The following is a 16,634-nucleotide window of genomic DNA, read 5'->3' on the forward strand; positions in this document are numbered from 1 at the left end:
ACGCGGGGGTGGCCCTCCCGATGAAGGCGAGCTCCGGCCGCAGTTGCCGTTGTCCCCGCAGAGGCGAGGGTTCTCAGGGAGATCACTCGTCTCCCTCCAGATCTCCCTCAAGTTCGAGGTAGGTCGCCCGGAGCCGGTCCAGGGTCTCCTGGTCCGGCTCCGCCCACAACCCCCGGTCCGCCGCCTCCAGCAGCCGCTCAGTGATGCCGCGCAATGCCCAGGGATTCGAGCGCTTCATGAAGTCCTGGTTCTCCGCGTCGAAGACGTACTCCGCGCTGAGCTTCTCGTACATCCAGTCGTCCACCACGCCCGCCGTGGCGTCGTACCCGAAGAGGTAATCCACGGTCGCCGCCATCTCAAAGGCGCCCTTGTACCCGTGCCTCCGCATGGCCGCCATCCAGCGCGGGTTGACCACACGCGCCCGGAAGACCCGGTGCGTCTCCTCACCCAACGTGCGCGTCTTCACCTGATCCGGCACCGCCGAATCCCCCACATACGCCTCGGGGTTGTCGCCCGTGAGGTGCCGCACCATGGCGACCATGCCGCCGTGGTACTGGAAATAGTCGTCCGCGTCGACAAGGTCGTGCTCGCGGGTATCGACGTTCTTCGCCGCCACCGCGATCCGCCGGAACGCCGTCTCCATGTCCCCGCGCGCCGCCCGCCCATCGAGCCCACGCCCGTACGCGTAACCGCCCCACACGGCGTACACCTCGGCGAGGTCCGCGTCCGACCGCCAGTTCCGCGCGTCGATCAGCGGCAGCAGGCCCGCGCCGTACGCCCCCGGCTTGGAGCCGAAGATGCGGGCCGTCGCGCGCCGCCGGTCACCGTGTTCGGCCGTGTCCTCGTCCACGTGCGCCCGCACGTAGTTGCCATCGGCCGGCTCCTCCAGCTCGGCCACCGCCCGGACCGCGTCGTCGATCAGCCCGACCACGTGCGGGAACGCGTCGCGGAAGAAGCCGGAGATGCGGACGGTGACGTCGATGCGCGGGCGCCCCAGCTCCGAGAGCGGCACGATCTCGAAGCCGGTGACCCGGCGCGAGGCGTCGTCCCACACCGGGCGGCAGCCGAGCAGCGCGAGGATCTCCGCGATGTCGTCGCCCTGGGTGCGCATGGCTGAGGTGCCCCAGACCGTGAGGCCGACGGACTTCGGGTAGCCCCCGGTGTCGGTGAGGTACCGCTGCACCAGCGAGTCCGCCAGCGACTGCCCGACCTCCCAACTCAGCCGGGAAGGAATCGCCTTGGGGTCGACGGAGTAGAAGTTCCGGCCGGTCGGAAGGACGTTGACCAGACCGCGGGTGGGAGAGCCCGAGGGTCCCGCCGGGACGTAACCGCCGTCCAGCGCGCGGAGAATGTGCCCGATCTCGTCACTCGTGCGCGCCAGCCGGGGCACGACCTCCGTGCAGGCGAAGTCCAACACCGCCGACGCCTCGGCGAGTTCAAAGCCCAGCACTTCTTCGAGGACCCCCGGCACGGCCGTCCCGTCCCAGCCCCGCGCCTCCATCCCCTCCGCGATCCGGCGGCACAGCTGCTCCAGCAGGTCGATCGCGTCCGCACCGGTCCGCGCCGGACCCTCGACCAGGGCCGTCAGCTCCACCGGCACCTTCACCGCCGCCCCCGGCTCGGCGAGCAACTCCTTCTCCACCAGCCCGAAATGGGCCGCCAGAGAGGCCCGCAGGCCGGGCAGGGCGTTCGCCTGGCCGCCCCAGACCTGGGACGCGCGCAGCACGGCCAGGACGAGGTTCACGCGCGGCTCGCCGAGCGGGCCGCCGCCGAGGATGTGCAGCCCGTCGCGGATCTGCACGTCCTTGATCTCGCACAGATAGCCGTCGATGTGCATGACGAACGAGTCGAAGTCGTCGTCCTCCGGCTGCTCGTCCACGTGCAGGTCGTGATGCAGCTCGGCCGCCTTGACCAGGGTCCAGATCTGGGCGCGCACGGCCGGCGCCTTCGTCGGGTCCAGGTCGGACACGAGGGCGTACTCGTCGAGGAGTTGCTCCAGCTTGGCGAGGTCACCGTAGGTGTCGGCGCGGGCCATCGGCGGGACCAGATGGTCGACCACCGTGGCGTGGCCGCGCCGCTTGGCCTGGGTGCCCTCGCCGGGGTCGTTGACGATGAACGGGTAGACCAGCGGGAGTTCACCGAGCACCGCGTCCGGAGCACAGCCCCCGGAGAGCCCAAGTCCCTTGCCCGGCAGCCATTCCAGCGTGCCGTGCTTGCCCATGTGGACGACGGCGTCCGCGCCGAAGCTGTTCTCCAGCCAGCGGTAGGCGGCCAGATAGTGGTGCGAGGGCGGCATGTCGGGGTCGTGGTAGATCGCGATCGGGTTCTCCCCGAAGCCGCGCGGCGGCTGGATCATCACGACGACGTTCCCGAACCGCAGGGAGGCGAGCACGATGTCGTCGCCGTCCACGTACAGGTTCCCCGGCGGCTCGCCCCACGCCTCCACCATGGCGTCACGCAACGACGGTTCGAGCGTGGCGAACCACGCCCGGTAGTCCGCGAGCGGCACCCGGGCGGGGGCGGCGGCGAGCTGGTCCTCGGTCAGCCACTCCACATCGTGCCCGCCGGCCTCGATGAGCCGGTGGATCAACTCGTCGCCCCCGGACGGGTATCCGCTCACCCCGTACCCGGCGTCCCGCAGCGCGTCCAGGACGCGGACCGCCGAGGCGGGGGTGTCCAGGCCGACCGCGTTGCCGACACGGGAGTGCTTGGTCGGGTAGGCGGTGAAGACGAGCGCGATCCGCTTCTCGGCGTTCGGCTTGTGCCCAAGTGCCGCGTGGCGTACGGCGATTCCGGCCACCCGCGCGGCGCGCTCGGGGTCGGCGACGTAGACCGGGACCTCGTCGGGGCCCTGCTCCTTGAAGGAGAACGGCACGGTGATCAGGCGGCCGTCGAACTCCGGGATGGCGACCTGCATCGCCGCGTCCATGGGGGAGAGGGCGGCGTCGGAGGCGTCCCAGGCGGCGCGCGAGGAGGTGAGGCACAACCCTTGCAGCACGGGGACGTTGAGGTCGGCCAGCGCTCCGATGTCCCACGATTCGTCGCCGCCCGCCGACGCGGACGAGGCGTGCGTGCCTCCCGCCGCGAGGACGGTGGCGATCAGGGCGTCAGCCCGCCCTAGCAGTTCGTACAGCGCCGGGTCCGCGCCGCGCAGGGAACCGCAGTACACCGGAAGGGCGTTGGCGCCACGCGCCTCGATCGCCTCGCACAGGGTGTCCACGAAGCCGGTGTTGCCGCTGAGTTCATGGGCGCGGTAGAAGAGCACGCCCACCGTCAGGCGGCCGTCCCGCAGCGCGTAGGAGCCGTGCACCCCGAACTCCGGCATGGAACGGGGAAGTTCGAAGCCCTCGCCGGTCAGCAGCACGGTGTCGGAGAGGAACCGGGACAGCTCCAGGAGGTTCTCCGGTCCGCCCTCGACCAGATAGCGCAGCGCCTCCGCCACGACCCCGGCCGGGACCGAGGACTCGGCCATCAGCTCGGCGTCCGGCACGCTCTCGCCGCCAAGGAGCACGGTCGGCACCCCGGACGCCTTCAGCGCGGCGAGCCCGTCCTCCCAGGCGCGCTTGCCGCCCAGGAGCCGTACGACCGCGAGGTCGGCGCCCTCCAGGAGCCCCGGCAGCTCGCCGGTGACGTCCACGCGGACGGGGTTGCCGATCCGGTAGTCGGCACCGCTGGCGCGGGCGGCCAGCAGATCGGTGTCGGCGGTCGACAACAACAACACTGTGCTCATGCGGGCGCTCCCGGGGGGATGAAAGGCAGTCCTCGTGGCGCGCCCGACTCGATGAGCCGCCAGAGCGCGTCCGTGTCCGCGTGCTGTTCGATGAGGTCGCCGAGCCGGTCGAGCTGCTCCTCGCGCAGCGCGGCGAAGGAGGTGTCGGGGGCCGGGACGAAGCGGCGCCCGGTGGCGGCGGCGACCTCGCGCAGGAAGGCGCGCCGGAAGCCGTCCGACTCCAGCGAGCCGTGCCAGTGGGTGCCCCAGACCTGGCCGGCCCGGCAGCCGCCCAGGAAGGCTTCGCCGCCCAGGACTTGGGCGACGCCGTGATGGATCTCGTACCCCTCGACCCGCTCGCCGAGGGCCTCGCCGGCCGGCCGGGTGAGGGTCTTCTCGCGGGCGAAGCGCACCCGCACCGGCAGCAGGCCGAGCCCCTCGACCGTCCCGGCGCGCGACTCCACCTCGTCCTCGATGCGCTCGCCGAGCACCTGGAAGCCGCCGCAGATGCCGAGCACCGGGCGCCCCTCGGCGGCCCGGCGGACCAGCGCGTCGGCGAGACCCCGCTCGCGCAGCCAGGCCAGCGCCCGTACGGTCCCGCGCGTGCCCGGCACCACCACCAGGTCGGCGTCGGCCAGTTCCTCGGGGCGGTCCACGAACCGCACGATGACGCCGGGTTCGGCGGCCAGCGCGTCCACGTCGGTGAAGTTGGACATCAGCGGGACCGCGCACACGGCGACCCGCAGCACGTCCTCGCCGACCGGCGGGGCGACGGTGGACTCGCGGACGGTGCCCCGCAGGGAGACCCGGAGTCCGTCCTCCTCGTCGATGCCGAGGCCGTGTTGGAAGGGCAGCACGCCGTAGGTGTCGCGTCCCGTCAGGCCGCGCAGCATGCCCAACCCCGGTTCCAGCAGGGAGACATCGCCGCGGAACTTGTTCACCAGGAACCCGGCGACCAGCTCCTGGTCCTCGGGGGAGAGCAGCGCGAGCGTGCCGTAGAAGGAGGCGAAGATGCCGCCGCGGTCGATGTCGCCGACGACGAGGACGGGCAGCCGCGCGCCGCGCGCGATCCCCATGTTCACGATGTCGGTGCGCCGCAGATTGATCTCCGCGGGCGAACCGGCCCCCTCACAGATCACCGCGTCATACGTGCCCCGCAACTCGGCAAGACAGTCCAACACCGTGCCGAGCAACCTTTGTTGGCGCCCGCCGTGATAGCCGCGCGCGCTCATCTCGCCCACCGGCTTTCCCAGCAGCACCACTTGGCTGCTCTGCTCGCCACCGGGCTTGAGCAGCACGGGATTCATCAGCGCGGTCGGCTCGACGCGGCACGCCTGGGCCTGCATGGCCTGCGCGCGCCCGATCTCGGCGCCCTCGCGGGTGACGAAGGAGTTGAGGGACATGTTCTGCGCCTTGAAGGGCGCCACCTTCACGCCCTGGCGCACCAACCAGCGGCAGATCCCGGCCGTCACGACGCTCTTGCCCGCGTCGGAGGTCGTACCCGCGACGAGGAGACCACCGTTCACTTCCCGCGTCCCTTCAGGATCAGGCTCGCCCCGGCGCTCACGCCGAGCGCGAGCAGACCGACGCGGCGGGAGAGCCGTACCGCCCGGTCGATGTCGGTGACCCGGACCGGGCGCCCGGAGCCGTTGAGCACGGGCCGGTGCTCGATCCGGCCGCCGTAGGACAGCGTGCCGCCGAGGCGCAGGCCGAGGGCGCCCGCGAAGGATGCCTCCACCGGTCCCGCGTTGGGGCTCGGGTGCCGGTGGGCGTCGGCGCGCCAGGCGCGGACGGCGCCGCGCGGGTCGGGTCCGGCCAGCGTCGCGAGGGCAGCGGTCAGCCGGGCCCCCGGCCAGCCCATGACGTCGTCCAGGCGGGCGGACGCCCAGCCGAAGCGGCGCAGCCGGGGCGACTTGTGGCCCACCATGGCGTCCAGCGTGTTGACGGCCCGGAAGCCGAGCAGCCCGGGGACCCCGGCCACCGCGCCCCACAGCAGGGCGCCCACGACCGCGTCGGAGGTGTTCTCGGCGACCGACTCCACCACGGCGCGGGCGATCCCGTCGGCGTCCAGCGCCTGTGGGTCGCGGCCGCACAGGTGCGGAAGGCGGGCGCGGGCGGCGGGCACGTCCCCGTCGGCCAGGGCGCGGCCGACGGCGCGCGCCTCCCGGGCCAGCGAGGTGCCGCCGACGACGGCCCAGGTGGCGGCCGCGGTCAGCGCGAGGGTCGCGGCGGGGGAGCGGCGGACGGCGCGTTCGGCCAGCGCGCCCGCCGTGGCGGCGCCCCCGGCGCACACCAGCGTGTGCAGGGCGCCCCAGCCGCGGTGGTCGTGCCACAGCGCGTGCTCGACGGCCCCGGCGGCGCGTCCGAACGCGGCCACGGGGTGGCGGCGGCGGGGATCGCCGAGGAGCAGGTCGCCCAGGAGGCCGGCGGCGGCGCCGTACGCGAAGCTGCGATCGGCACCCATCGGCTCAGCCGGCCGTGGGCGCGGGAGCGGTCCTGGGAGGGGTACTCAACGGGCAGCCGAGCATCGCGGTATGTCCTCACTCAGGGTGTCCACGCCCTGGTTCGACGAGACCGGCGGCAGGAGTTCCTGGCTCGCGGGGATCACTCCCCGGTGACAGTGGCGGGACCGCGCCGGATTCGCACCGGCTTCCTCTTCTGCCGCCGTACATGGCCCCGGAAGTCCACCACGGGCCCCGAAGGGCCGTCAACCTGCCCTTGACCTGCGGGAGGAGAGTGTGGGCGGGCCCACATCGGGGCCTACCGCAGCCGCGTGCCGGGCGTACGCCGGGGGCCCGGGAAACGGCGAGGGCCTTCCCCGGGAAAGGGCGAGGACCGCTCCTGGGAAACGGCGAGGCCCCGCCCGGAAGGTGCCGGGAGGGGCCTCACACACGTACTGCTCGGAAGGGACCGCGGGCTCAGGCCTTGCCCACGATCAGATAGAACCCGTACGCCACCGCCGCCGCGCACGCGGCGAAGCAGACGTACGCGCCGGTCACCGCGAGGGCGGCCGACTCGCCGCGCGCGGCGGCCTTCTCGCGGCGGGCCAGGCCGCCGACGCCCAGGGTGAACAGGACCACCAGGGCCACGCTCGCCACGAGGCTGACGCCGAAGACGGAACCGATGGCCGCCCAGTCGATCTGCATGGGGTTGCTCCTTCGGATGCCGGGTCAGGCCGCGGAGGCGGGCGGGACGACGGGGGTGGCGGTGGCCGGTTCGACCAGGGCCGGGGCCGGGATGGTGGCCGTCAGACCCTCGGTGCCCAGGGCCTCGGTGACGGTGCCCGCGGGGGGCGGGGTCACCGCGGCCATGGCGGTGGTGATCACACCGGCGGGCTCCTCGTACGCGCCGGCCGGGGCGACGCTGGTGTGGTCGATGACCTCGCGGCGCGAGATCTTCCAGATGGCGGCGCTCGCGGCGGCCAGGAAGACGGCGACGGCGGCGGTGCCCCAGTCGCCCAGGTCCGTCACGGACTCGGCGCCCGCGCCGACCAGGGCGGCGGCCGGCAGGGTCAGCGCCCAGGCGACGAACATCCGGGTCGCGGTGGACCAGCGGACCACACCGCCCTTGCGGCCCAGGCCCGCGCCCATCACCGCGCCGGAGACGACATGGGTGGTGGACAGGGAGAAGCCGAGGTGCGAGGAGGCCAGGATGGCGGTTGCGGCGCTGGTCTGGGCGGCGAAGCCCTGACGGGGCTCCAGGTCGGTGAGGCCGGTGCCCATGGTGCGGATGATGCGCCAGCCGCCGATGTACGTGCCGGCCGCGATGGCCAGGCCCGCGGAGAGGATGACCCAGACCGGCGGGTTGGAGCCCGGGGCGATGGCACCGCCGGTGATCAGCGCGAGGGTGATGATGCCCATCGTCTTCTGCGCGTCGTTGGTGCCGTGGGCGAGGGAGACCAGGCCGGCCGAGGCGATCTGGCCCGTGCGGTAGCCCTTGCGGGTGGCCTCGCCGCCGGAGTCCCGGGAGACGCCGTACGACAGCCGGGTGGCGAGCATGGTGGCCAGACCGGCCACCAGGGGGGCGGCGACGGCCGGGAGCAGCACCTTGGTGACCAGCACGTCGCCGTGGACGGCGCCGAAGCCCGCCGACGCGACGGTGGCGCCGATCAGGCCGCCCATCAGGGCGTGCGAGGAGCTGGAGGGGAGGCCGACCAGCCAGGTGAGGAGGTTCCAGAGGATCGCGCCGGTGAGCGCGGCGAAGATGACCTCGGGACGGATGCCGGCCTCGTCGACGAGGCCCTTGGAGATCGTGTTGGCGACCTCTACCGAGAGAAAAGCGCCCACCAGGTTGAGAGCGGCCGACATGGCCACCGCGACCTTGGGCTTGAGCGCACCGGTCGAGATGGTCGTGGCCATCGCGTTGGCGGTGTCGTGGAAACCGTTCGTGAAATCGAACGCGAGTGCGGTTATCACCACAATCGCGAGGATCAGCGAGAAGCTTTCCATTTACCCAGGCAATCGTTCGAGCGTCATTGGCTGGATGAACGTAGGCAACCTGGGTGAACGGAAGGTGAACTCGGCCGGGCATCACGGTGTCGGAAACGGGGGTCCGGATTCCGTCCGGAATCACAGGTTCCGCACAGCCCGGGCGCCCCTTGGGTCAGCGGCCGAGCGCGAAGGCCCGCAGGCGGTTCACGGAGCCGTTGAAGAGATCCTGGTCACCCGGGAGCCGGCCCTTGACGCCGTACTGCCAGAACGTCCAGTAACGCCAGCCCGCGGGGAGTTTCCCGGGACTTGAGGAACCGTGTCCCGCGACCCACAGCGCATGGCTCGCGGCGAAGGCGCGGCTGCGCCCCGTGCAGGCGTTCCACCAGTTGGCGGTGGTGTAGATGACCGGGCGGCGGCCGGTCTCGCGGCGGACCTCGTCGCTGAAGGACCAGATCCAGCGGACCATCTGCCGGTGGCTCAGTCCGTAGCACTTGTGGCGCTTGTCGTACGGGTTGTACTCGATGTCGAGCGCGGGCGGCAGCGTGCGCCCGTCGGCGCGCCAGTTTCCGCCGTGCCGCACGAAGTACGCGGCCTGGCGGGCGCCGGAGGAGCGGTTCGGGAGGGCGAAGTGGTACGCGCCCCGGACCAGCCCCGCGCGCCGGGCGCCGTCGTACTGCCCGGCGAAGTACGGGTTGCGGTAGGTCGTCGACTCGGTCGCCTTGACGTACGCGAACCGGGCGCCCCTGGCGCGGGCGCGGGCGAAGTCCACGCGCTTTTGGTGCGAGGAGACGTCGTGGCCCCGGGGGAGGGGCGGGACGGCGGCGCGCGACGGTTCGGCGGCGGTGGCGTGGGTGCCCGTGAGCGTGAGGGTGAGTGCCGCGGTGGCCGTCGCGAGGACTCCGGCGCGGCGGTGTGCGGAGAAGGCCATGCGTCCCCCCGGGGTGGCGGTGAAACGTCGTCGTCCGGTCGGCCGGCGGAGGCCCCATTCAAGGTGCGGGGCGGGACGCGGGGGGTGATTTGTGGTGCTGTGTCATGATTTTCGTTCGATCGGACGTACGGCACGGCCGGGCCCGAAGTCCCGGGAGTACCGCCCGCCCCGGGCGCCCGGCTGGCAGGATCGGCGCATGGAGCGGCAGCGGGGTGACGCGGGACGGATCGGCGCGGCGGAGGCCGGGGCGTGGGCGGAGGTCGTCGCCACCGCGCGGCGGACGGCCGCCGAGGGGCTGGTCGTCGGCACCTCGGGGAACGTCTCCGCGCGCGTCGGCGACACCGTGCTCGTCACCCCCACGGGCGTGCCCTACGACCGGCTCGGCCCCGACGACATCACCGGCGTCGACCTGACCGGCCGCCAGGTGCTCGGCACGCTGAAGCCGACCAGCGAACTCCCCCTGCACCTCGCGGTCTACGGCGCCACCGACGCCCGCGCGGTCGTCCACACCCACGCCGTGCACGCCACCGCCGTCTCCACCCTGGTCACCGAGCTGCCCCCGGTCCACTACATGACCTGCGCCCTCGGCGGCCCCGTACGGGTCGCCCCCTACGCCCCCTACGGCACCCCCGAACTCGCCGCGCACGCGCTCGCCGCCCTCGTCGGCCGCACCGGCTGCCTCCTGCGCAACCACGGTGCCCTCACCTACGGCACCACCCTCGCCCAGGCCTACGACCGCACCGCCCAGCTGGAGTGGATGTGCCGGCTGTGGCTCACCGCCGTCTCCGTGCCGGGCCACACCCCGTCCCTGCTGACGGAGGCGGAACTGGCCGAGGCGACGGACCGCCTGAAGGGGTACGGGCAGCGGGGCTGACCGGCCAGGACACCGTTTCCACTGGCCGCCCCCGCCCCGCCCCCCGACACTGGAGCCGTGCGTACAGTCAAAGTGTCCGCTGCCGTCGTCGGTGCCGTCGTGGCGGCGGGGGTCGTGTCCCTGGCCGTGGGGCGGTATGCGAGCGGGGCCGCGCTCAAGGCGCCCGCGGGGCGGCCGTTGCCGACCGAGCCCCGGCTCACCGTGCACGCCACACAGGCCGGGCGGATCACGCTCACCCGGGATCTGGCCTCGCTGCGCCGGGGGACGTACGGGATCACGGGCCACGGCACGCACGCGGTCGTCGGACCCGTCCTCGACTCGGCCGAGCACACCGCCGACACGGTCGTACGGCGCCTCGAACGCGTCACCCACGGCGCCCTCACCCCTGGCGAATCGGTGCGGCTCACCCCGAACGTCCACGTCGGGGACCCCCGCACCGCCCTGGGTCTCGACTTCGCCGACGTCGAGGTGCCCGGCGAGAACGGCCTGCTGCCCGCCTGGTTCGTGCCCGGGCAGCGGGACACCTGGGTGATCGCCGTACACGGCCTCGGCGCCACCCGCGAGCAGTCCCTGAACGTGCTGCGCGCCCTGCACGCGCTACGGCTGCCGGTGCTCGCGCTGTCCTACCGGGGCGACGCCGGAGCCCCCGCCCCGCCCGACGGCATCAACCATCTCGGTGAGACCGAGTGGCGCGATGTGGACGCCGCGATCCGCTGGGCGGTCGGCCACGGCGCCCACCGGGTCGTCCTGCTCGGCTGGTCCACCGGCGCCACCATGGCGCTGCGCGCCGCCCAGCACTCCCCGCTGGCCGGCCATGTCGCCGGACTGATCCTCGACTCGCCCGTCCTCGACTGGGAGTCCACGCTGCGCGCCCTCGCCCGCGCCCGCCACCTCCCGCGCCCCCTGCTGCCCCTCGCCGTACGCGCCGCCCAGGGCAGAGCCGGACTGCGCCCCGGGCGCGCCGCCGGAGCGGCCGGCTCCGGTCCGCCCGAGGTCCCCGCGCCCACCCTGATCATCCACGGCCCCGGCGACACCGTCGCCCCCTGGCTCCACTCCCGCCGCCTCGCCGACCGCCGACCCGACCTGGTGTCCCTCCACACCGTCCCCGGCACCCCCCACGCCGCCATGTGGAACGCCGGCCCCGAGGAGTACGAGGAGCGGCTCCGCCGGTTCCTGGTTCCGCTGATGTGACCCCGGCGTCCCGTCGGCGCGGCTCCCTCCCAGCGAGCCGGAATCCCCGGTTCCGTGCCGCTTCGTCCCCGGCGGAGCGCCCCCTGCCCATGGCCTGATCCCGACTCCGTGCCGCTCCCGCGACCTGGTGCGTTGGCCTTATCCGTCGCCGCCCGTGACATCCCGTTTGGGTTTTCGGACCGTCAACCGGAAGACTGCACCCGTGACGTCCCGTATCCCGCGCGACTCCAGGCTCCGACTCGTCCGACCGCGACCCCTGGCCGCCGCCCCCACAGCTGTGAACCAGCGGCGCCCGCGCCGCGCCGCACCCCGGCCCCCGGAGGGCACCCCGGCCCCCGCCGAGCTGGCCAGAATGGCACGCACCGGCCTGGCCGGCGCGGTTCGCGTCGCGCGCTGGGCCGACGCCGCCCTCGGCCCCGGCAGCGACGCCGCCACCGCCGACGGCAAGGCCACCCTCTCCGAGACGACCGCCGCCCGCGCGGCCGCCGACCTCGGCCTCACCACCCGTCAGATCCGCGCCGACTGGGACACCGCCCGCCTCGCCGGACTCGTCGAGGTGCACGGCGACAGCGCCCGCCCCGGCTGGCGCCTGCGCGCCTGGGACCGCGACGACAGCGCCGTCCTGCGCGGCTGGGTCGCCCTCTTCGACGCCTGGTCGCTCGCCTGCCCCGAACCGGCGGGCCATGAACCGGCCGCCGTCGCCGAGGTCGTCTCGGCCATGCCCCAGGTGCTCTCCTTCCTCCAGCTCTCCGCCGGACCCGTGCCCGTCGAGCAGCTGCTCGACCTGCTGGAGCAGCGCGTCACCGAACTGCGCACCGAGCGCTGCGAGGTCTCCTACGCCCCCGGCGTCCCCGCCCCGCTCGCCGCCCCGGACGACGGGCCCGCCGACGCCCCGCTCGCCCCCCTCCTCGACTGGGCCGTCCAGGCGCTGGCCTCGGTCGGCGCCCTCACCCACGGCGACGGCCACGCCACCCTGACCCCGCTCGGCAGCTGGGCCGTCTGGGTCAAGCTGGAGCAGATCTGCGTGGCCGCGCAGAGCCCCGCCGGGAACATCGAGCAGTCCGCCGAGGACATGCTGCGCGGCTGTGCCCAGCTGCGCCCCAACGCGGCCCGCGCCGAGTACCGCGCCTGGCTCGCCGCCCGCCCCGTCGGCGGCGCCGTCGGCCAGCTCATCGAGGCCGCCCGGGGCGAGGACGCCCTGCTGCGCGGGCTCGCCTTCGAGGCGCTGCGCGTCGTCGGCGCCCCCGCCGAGCCCGACGTCCGCGCGGTCGTCGAGGAGCCCGCGCTGCGGCCGTACGCCCTGCTGTGGCTCGCCGAGCACGACGGCGTGGACCCCGAGGACGCGCACGAGGTGCTCACCCGCGAGGAGGCCACCTGGCTCTGGGTCGACACCGCCGCCGCCGTCGCCGACCACGGCGAGACGGAGATGCTGGTACGGCACCTGGAGGCCGCCGTGCAGCCCACCGTCCCCGCCCTGCTGGAGGAGGTCCGCGCCGTCGGCCACCCCCGCACCGTGCAGGTCCTGGTCGCCCTCGCCGCCGCGCACCCCGACCCCGCCCTCGCCAAGGCCGTGCGCCGGGCCGCCTTCCAGGTGCACACGGGCGGCTAGCCGTACGCCGTCCCCCTCGGCGGCCCGGAACTCAGAGCGCGATCGCCGGGGCGTACGTCCCGAAGCTCCAGACGTTGCCCTCGGCGTCCCGCGCCATGTAGTCCCGCGAGCCGTAGTCCTGGTCCGTCGGGGGCATCAGGATCTCCACGCCGTGCTCCACGGCCCGCTGGTGGTGGGCGTCCACGTCGTCCACGACGATGTACACCCCCGCGGGCCCGGCGTCCTTCATCACCGAGTCGAAGACGCCGCCGCGCCCCTTGGAGCCGAGCATCACCGCGCCGTTGCCCTGGGCCAGCTCGGCGTGGAGCACCGTGCCGTCCTCCGACTCGTACACCGTCAGCTCGGTGAAGCCGAGGGCCTCCGTCAGCTGCGCGATCGCGGCCTTCGCGTCCGCGTAGAGCACCGTCGGGTAGACGCTCGGCCGTCCGCCGTCCGTTGCCGCCATGGCGATCACTCCCTTGTGCGCCGGGTACCTCCGGACGCCTTGTCCGGATCCGTGGTGACTCGCCGCTCAGTGTGACACCCGCCACTGACAACGCCCGGGGCGTTTCCCGGTACGGGTCAGCCGAAGGTGTTGCACCGGGCCGGATCGCCCGTGCGGTAACCCTGGTCGAACCACTGCTGGCGCTGGAGCGAGGAGCCGTGCGTCCAGGTCTCCGGGGTCACCCGGCCCTGGAACTCCTGCTGGATCCGGTCGTCGCCCACGGCCGCCGCCGCGTTCAGACCGTCCTTGATGTCCGCCGGGGTCAGGCTGGTGATCAGCGGGCGCCCGGTCGACTCGTCCGGTGTCGTCGTCGCGTGGTGGGCCCACACCCCGGCGTAGCAGTCGGCCTGGAGCTCGGTGCGCACCGAGTTGCTGCTCTCACCGGTCAGGCCGTCCTGGGTGCGGCCGAGGGTGCCCTCCAGGTCCTGTACGTGATGGCCGTACTCGTGTGCGATGACGTACGCCTGCGCGAACGGGCCGCCGGTCGCCCCGAACTTCGTCCGCAGCTCGTCGAAGAAGCCCAGGTCCAGATAGACCTTGCCGTCGCCGGGGCAGTAGAAGGGCCCCACCGCAGCGGTCGCCGCGCCGCAGGCGGTACGGATCTGGCCGCTGAAGAGCACGGTCGTCGCCGGCGTATACGTCCGGCCCTGGCTGCGGAACTCCTGCGACCAGTAGTCCTGCACGCTGTTGACCACCGCCACCATCCGGCAGTCGGTCCGCGTGTTCGCGTCCTTGCCGGTACGGCACGACTCCTGCACCTGCCCGATCGACGACGGCTGCGGCGCCGCCTGATCCCCGCCGGACGACAGCCCGAGCTGATCAGGACCCACCCCCAGGAACAACGCGAGCAGCACGGCGATCAGCCCGCCGATGCCACCCCCGATGGTCGCCCGCCCACCGGGAATCCGGCTCCCGCGCACGTCCTGCACCTCTGACGTGTCGAGATTCGCGTCATCGTCGAACCGCACGGCTCCCACACCTTCCGTCCCGGCGCCACCCTCACATCCGGCGCCCTGCCGCCATCCTTACCCGCCCGCCTACCCCCGACCACCGGGGCCCTGCGGGGCTTCCGCCCGGCCCCGCCGCAGGAGAGCCGCCCCGGCGCGACGAAGCCCCCGACCCCCGGCGGGCACCCGCATCAGGAAACCCCCTTGCCCGCCCCCGTTAGAATTGCCCGCATGGCCTTTCTCCTCGCGCATTAGACGGCGGGAACGCCCTCAGCTGACCGCCCGACGATCCCGTCCCGTACGTCCAGGAGTCTGTCCGTGATCTCCGCCTCCGGTATCGAGCTGCGCGCCGGTGCCCGCATCCTCATCGAGAACGCCAGTTTCCGTGTCGCCAAGGGCGACCGCATCGGCCTGGTCGGCCGTAACGGCGCCGGCAAGACCACCCTCACCAAGTGCCTGGCCGGCGAGGGCATCCCCGCCGCCGGCCAGATCACCCGCTCCGGCGAGGTCGGCTACCTCCCGCAGGACCCCCGCACCGGCGACCTCGACGTGCTCGCCCGCGACCGCATCCTCTCCGCGCGCGGGCTCGACGCACTGATCCGCAAGATGCGCGAGAACGAGCAGCGCATCGCCAACGGCTCGGGCGCCACCCGCGAGAAGGCGCTCAAGCAGTACGAGCGCCAGGAGACGGAGTTCCTCACCAAGGGCGGGTACGCCGCCGAGGCCGAGGCCGCGACCATCGCCGCCGCGCTGAACCTGCCCGACCGCGTGCTCGGCCAGCCCCTGCACACCCTCTCCGGCGGTCAGCGCCGCCGCGTCGAGCTGGCCCGCATCCTCTTCTCGGACGCCGACACCCTGCTGCTCGACGAGCCGACCAACCACCTCGACGCCGACTCGATCGCCTGGCTGCGCGACTACCTCAAGACCTACCGCGGCGGCTTCATCGTGATCTCCCACGACGTCGACCTGGTCGAGACGGTCGTCAACAAGGTCTTCTACCTGGACGCCAACCGCGCCCAGATCGACGTCTACAACATGGGCTGGAAGCTCTACCAGCAGCAGCGCGAGGCCGACGAGAAGCGCCGCAAGCGCGAGCGGCAGAACGCCGAGAAGAAGGCCGCCGCCCTGCACTCGCAGGCCGACAAGATGCGCGCCAAGGCCACCAAGACGGTCGCCGCGCAGAACATGGCCAAGCGCGCCGACAAGCTGCTCTCCGGCCTGGAGGCCGTCCGCCAGTCCGACAAGGTCGCCAAGCTCCGCTTCCCCGAGCCCGCCCCCTGCGGCAAGACCCCGCTGATGGCGGAGGGCCTGTCGAAGTCGTACGGCTCGCTGGAGATCTTCACCGACGTCGACCTGGCCATCGACAAGGGCTCCCGCGTCGTCATCCTCGGCCTCAACGGCGCCGGCAAGACCACCCTGCTGCGCCTGCTCGGCGGCGCCGAGGAGCCCGACACCGGCTCGGTCGTCCCCGGCCACGGCCTCAAGCTCGGCTACTACGCCCAGGAGCACGAGACCCTGGACCCCGAGCGCACGGTCCTGGAGAACATGCGCTCCGCCGCCCCGGACCTGGACCTGGTCGAGGTCCGCAAGACGCTCGGCTCGTTCCTGTTCTCCGGCGACGACGTCGACAAGCCCGCCGGCGTCCTCTCCGGCGGCGAGAAGACCCGCCTGGCGCTCGCCACCCTGGTCGTCTCCTCGGCCAACGTGCTGCTCCTGGACGAGCCCACCAACAACCTCGACCCCGCCAGCCGCGAGGAGATCCTCGGCGCCCTGCGCACCTACAAGGGCGCCGTCGTCCTGGTCACCCACGACGAGGGCGCCGTCGAGGCGCTCCAGCCGGAGCGGATCATCCTGCTCCCGGACGGCGTCGAGGACCTGTGGGGCTCCGACTACGCGGACCTCGTCGCCCTTGCGTGATCCACGGACATGGATCATTCGGCCTATCGGTGATCCCTCATCTGTGTGAGATCTCCTCGTACCGAGGTGTGTCGTACACGGATTTCGCGGCCGGTCCCCCCAGCACGGGGGGACCGGCCGTTCCGCGTCCGTGACCTGGTGATTCACCGGAAGACCGCGCGAAAAGCCCGCGCGCCCGGCGGTGGAATCAAGGATTCCGCATGTGGGGATGTGCTCCTGTCGTCACAACCTTGTCTCACGGACCTTGCCGAATGGGTGGCCATCACGCGCCGGAGGGGTGATCATGAGAAGACCAGAGCGCACTTCCCATGAGGAGGCACGGGTGGCCGAGACTCTGAAGAAGGGCAGCCGGGTGACCGGCGCCGCGCGCGACAAGCTCGCGGCAGACCTGAAGAAGAAGTACGACTCCGGTGCGAGCATCCGGGCGCTGGCCGAGGAGACCGGCCGCTCGTATGGCTTCGTACACCGGATGCTCAGCGAGTCGGGCGTCACGCTGCGTGGGCGTGGCGGAGCGACCCGGGGCAAGAAGGCCGCATCGTCCTGAC

The 16,634-nt window shown here is 73.0% G+C and carries 13 protein-coding genes and 1 riboswitch; of the genes, 5 read left to right on the forward strand and 8 right to left on the reverse strand.

Going from position 1 to position 16,634, the window contains the following annotated elements; translation table 11 throughout:
* Positions 1-82: 82 nt before the first annotated feature.
* From cobN to AB0898_RS18705, 6 genes are all read right to left on the reverse strand, one after another.
* Positions 83-3,730, reverse strand: coding sequence for a cobaltochelatase subunit CobN (cobN, locus tag AB0898_RS18680; RefSeq protein WP_366804019.1), 3,648 nt, complete (start codon positions 3,728-3,730; stop codon positions 83-85).
* Positions 3,727-5,235: a cobyric acid synthase gene (locus AB0898_RS18685; protein WP_366804020.1), complete on the reverse strand. Its 1,509-nt coding sequence runs from the start codon at positions 5,233-5,235 to the stop codon at positions 3,727-3,729. Before AB0898_RS18685 ends, cobN begins: the two co-directional genes overlap by 4 nt.
* Positions 5,232-6,173, reverse strand: coding sequence for a cobalamin biosynthesis protein (locus AB0898_RS18690; protein ID WP_366804021.1), 942 nt, complete (start codon positions 6,171-6,173; stop codon positions 5,232-5,234). The genes AB0898_RS18685 and AB0898_RS18690 overlap by 4 nt, the downstream gene beginning before the upstream one ends.
* 97 nt (positions 6,174-6,270) lie before the next feature.
* A riboswitch (cobalamin riboswitch) is annotated at positions 6,271-6,390 on the reverse strand.
* A gap of 237 nt (positions 6,391-6,627) precedes the next feature.
* Positions 6,628-6,855: a hypothetical protein gene (locus AB0898_RS18695; RefSeq protein WP_366804022.1), complete on the reverse strand. Its 228-nt coding sequence runs from the start codon at positions 6,853-6,855 to the stop codon at positions 6,628-6,630.
* Between the two features lie 24 nt (positions 6,856-6,879).
* Complete coding sequence (locus tag AB0898_RS18700; RefSeq protein ID WP_366804023.1) at positions 6,880-8,157, reverse strand: inorganic phosphate transporter; 1,278 nt, start codon at positions 8,155-8,157, stop codon at positions 6,880-6,882.
* Positions 8,158-8,311: 154 nt separating this feature from the next.
* Complete coding sequence (locus tag AB0898_RS18705; protein ID WP_366804024.1) at positions 8,312-9,067, reverse strand: GH25 family lysozyme; 756 nt, start codon at positions 9,065-9,067, stop codon at positions 8,312-8,314.
* A gap of 196 nt (positions 9,068-9,263) precedes the next feature.
* On the opposite strand from AB0898_RS18705, the gene AB0898_RS18710 reads away from it, so the two are divergent.
* The 3 genes from AB0898_RS18710 (at position 9,264) to AB0898_RS18720 (ending at position 12,741) form a co-directional block, all read left to right on the forward strand.
* Positions 9,264-9,941 (forward strand): class II aldolase/adducin family protein, encoded by a 678-nt coding sequence (locus AB0898_RS18710; protein ID WP_366804025.1) that lies wholly within the window; start codon positions 9,264-9,266, stop codon positions 9,939-9,941.
* A 57-nt stretch (positions 9,942-9,998) separates the two neighbouring features.
* Positions 9,999-11,132, forward strand: coding sequence for an alpha/beta fold hydrolase (locus AB0898_RS18715; protein ID WP_366804026.1), 1,134 nt, complete (start codon positions 9,999-10,001; stop codon positions 11,130-11,132).
* Positions 11,133-11,334: 202 nt separating this feature from the next.
* A complete protein-coding gene (locus AB0898_RS18720; RefSeq protein WP_366804027.1) occupies positions 11,335-12,741 on the forward strand; it encodes a hypothetical protein in 1,407 nt (468 codons plus the stop codon).
* A 31-nt stretch (positions 12,742-12,772) separates the two neighbouring features.
* Here the strand turns inward: AB0898_RS18720 and AB0898_RS18725 are convergent, their stop codons facing one another.
* Together AB0898_RS18725 and AB0898_RS18730 are read right to left on the reverse strand one after the other, a co-directional pair.
* Positions 12,773-13,186 (reverse strand): VOC family protein, encoded by a 414-nt coding sequence (locus AB0898_RS18725; RefSeq protein WP_366804028.1) that lies wholly within the window; start codon positions 13,184-13,186, stop codon positions 12,773-12,775.
* Positions 13,187-13,302: 116 nt separating this feature from the next.
* A complete protein-coding gene (locus AB0898_RS18730; RefSeq protein ID WP_366804029.1) occupies positions 13,303-14,193 on the reverse strand; it encodes a neutral zinc metallopeptidase in 891 nt (296 codons plus the stop codon).
* Between the two features lie 297 nt (positions 14,194-14,490).
* Between AB0898_RS18730 and abc-f the strand changes: the two genes are divergently transcribed.
* Both abc-f and AB0898_RS18740 read left to right on the forward strand, forming a co-directional pair.
* Positions 14,491-16,089 (forward strand): ribosomal protection-like ABC-F family protein, encoded by a 1,599-nt coding sequence (abc-f, locus tag AB0898_RS18735; RefSeq protein ID WP_366804030.1) that lies wholly within the window; start codon positions 14,491-14,493, stop codon positions 16,087-16,089.
* Between the two features lie 322 nt (positions 16,090-16,411).
* Positions 16,412-16,633 (forward strand): helix-turn-helix domain-containing protein, encoded by a 222-nt coding sequence (locus AB0898_RS18740; RefSeq protein ID WP_004002281.1) that lies wholly within the window; start codon positions 16,412-16,414, stop codon positions 16,631-16,633.
* Position 16,634 lies beyond the last annotated feature (1 nt).

The sequence above is a fragment of the Streptomyces sp. NPDC005435 genome (genome assembly GCF_040703155.1).
Classification (GTDB): Bacteria; Actinomycetota; Actinomycetes; order Streptomycetales; family Streptomycetaceae; genus Streptomyces.

Excerpts from the sequence above, each read along its gene's own strand:
- cobN (WP_366804019.1), bottom strand. The coding sequence starts at position 3,730 with ATGAGCACAGTGTTGTTGTTGTCGACCGCCGACACCGATCTGCTGGCC.
- AB0898_RS18690 (WP_366804021.1), bottom strand. The coding sequence starts at position 6,173 with ATGGGTGCCGATCGCAGCTTCGCGTACGGCGCCGCCGCCGGCCTCCTG.
- AB0898_RS18695 (WP_366804022.1), bottom strand. The coding sequence starts at position 6,855 with ATGCAGATCGACTGGGCGGCCATCGGTTCCGTCTTCGGCGTCAGCCTC.
- AB0898_RS18700 (WP_366804023.1), bottom strand. The coding sequence starts at position 8,157 with ATGGAAAGCTTCTCGCTGATCCTCGCGATTGTGGTGATAACCGCACTC.
- AB0898_RS18705 (WP_366804024.1), bottom strand. The coding sequence starts at position 9,067 with ATGGCCTTCTCCGCACACCGCCGCGCCGGAGTCCTCGCGACGGCCACC.
- AB0898_RS18710 (WP_366804025.1), top strand. The coding sequence starts at position 9,264 with ATGGAGCGGCAGCGGGGTGACGCGGGACGGATCGGCGCGGCGGAGGCC.
- AB0898_RS18725 (WP_366804028.1), bottom strand. The coding sequence starts at position 13,186 with ATGGCGGCAACGGACGGCGGACGGCCGAGCGTCTACCCGACGGTGCTC.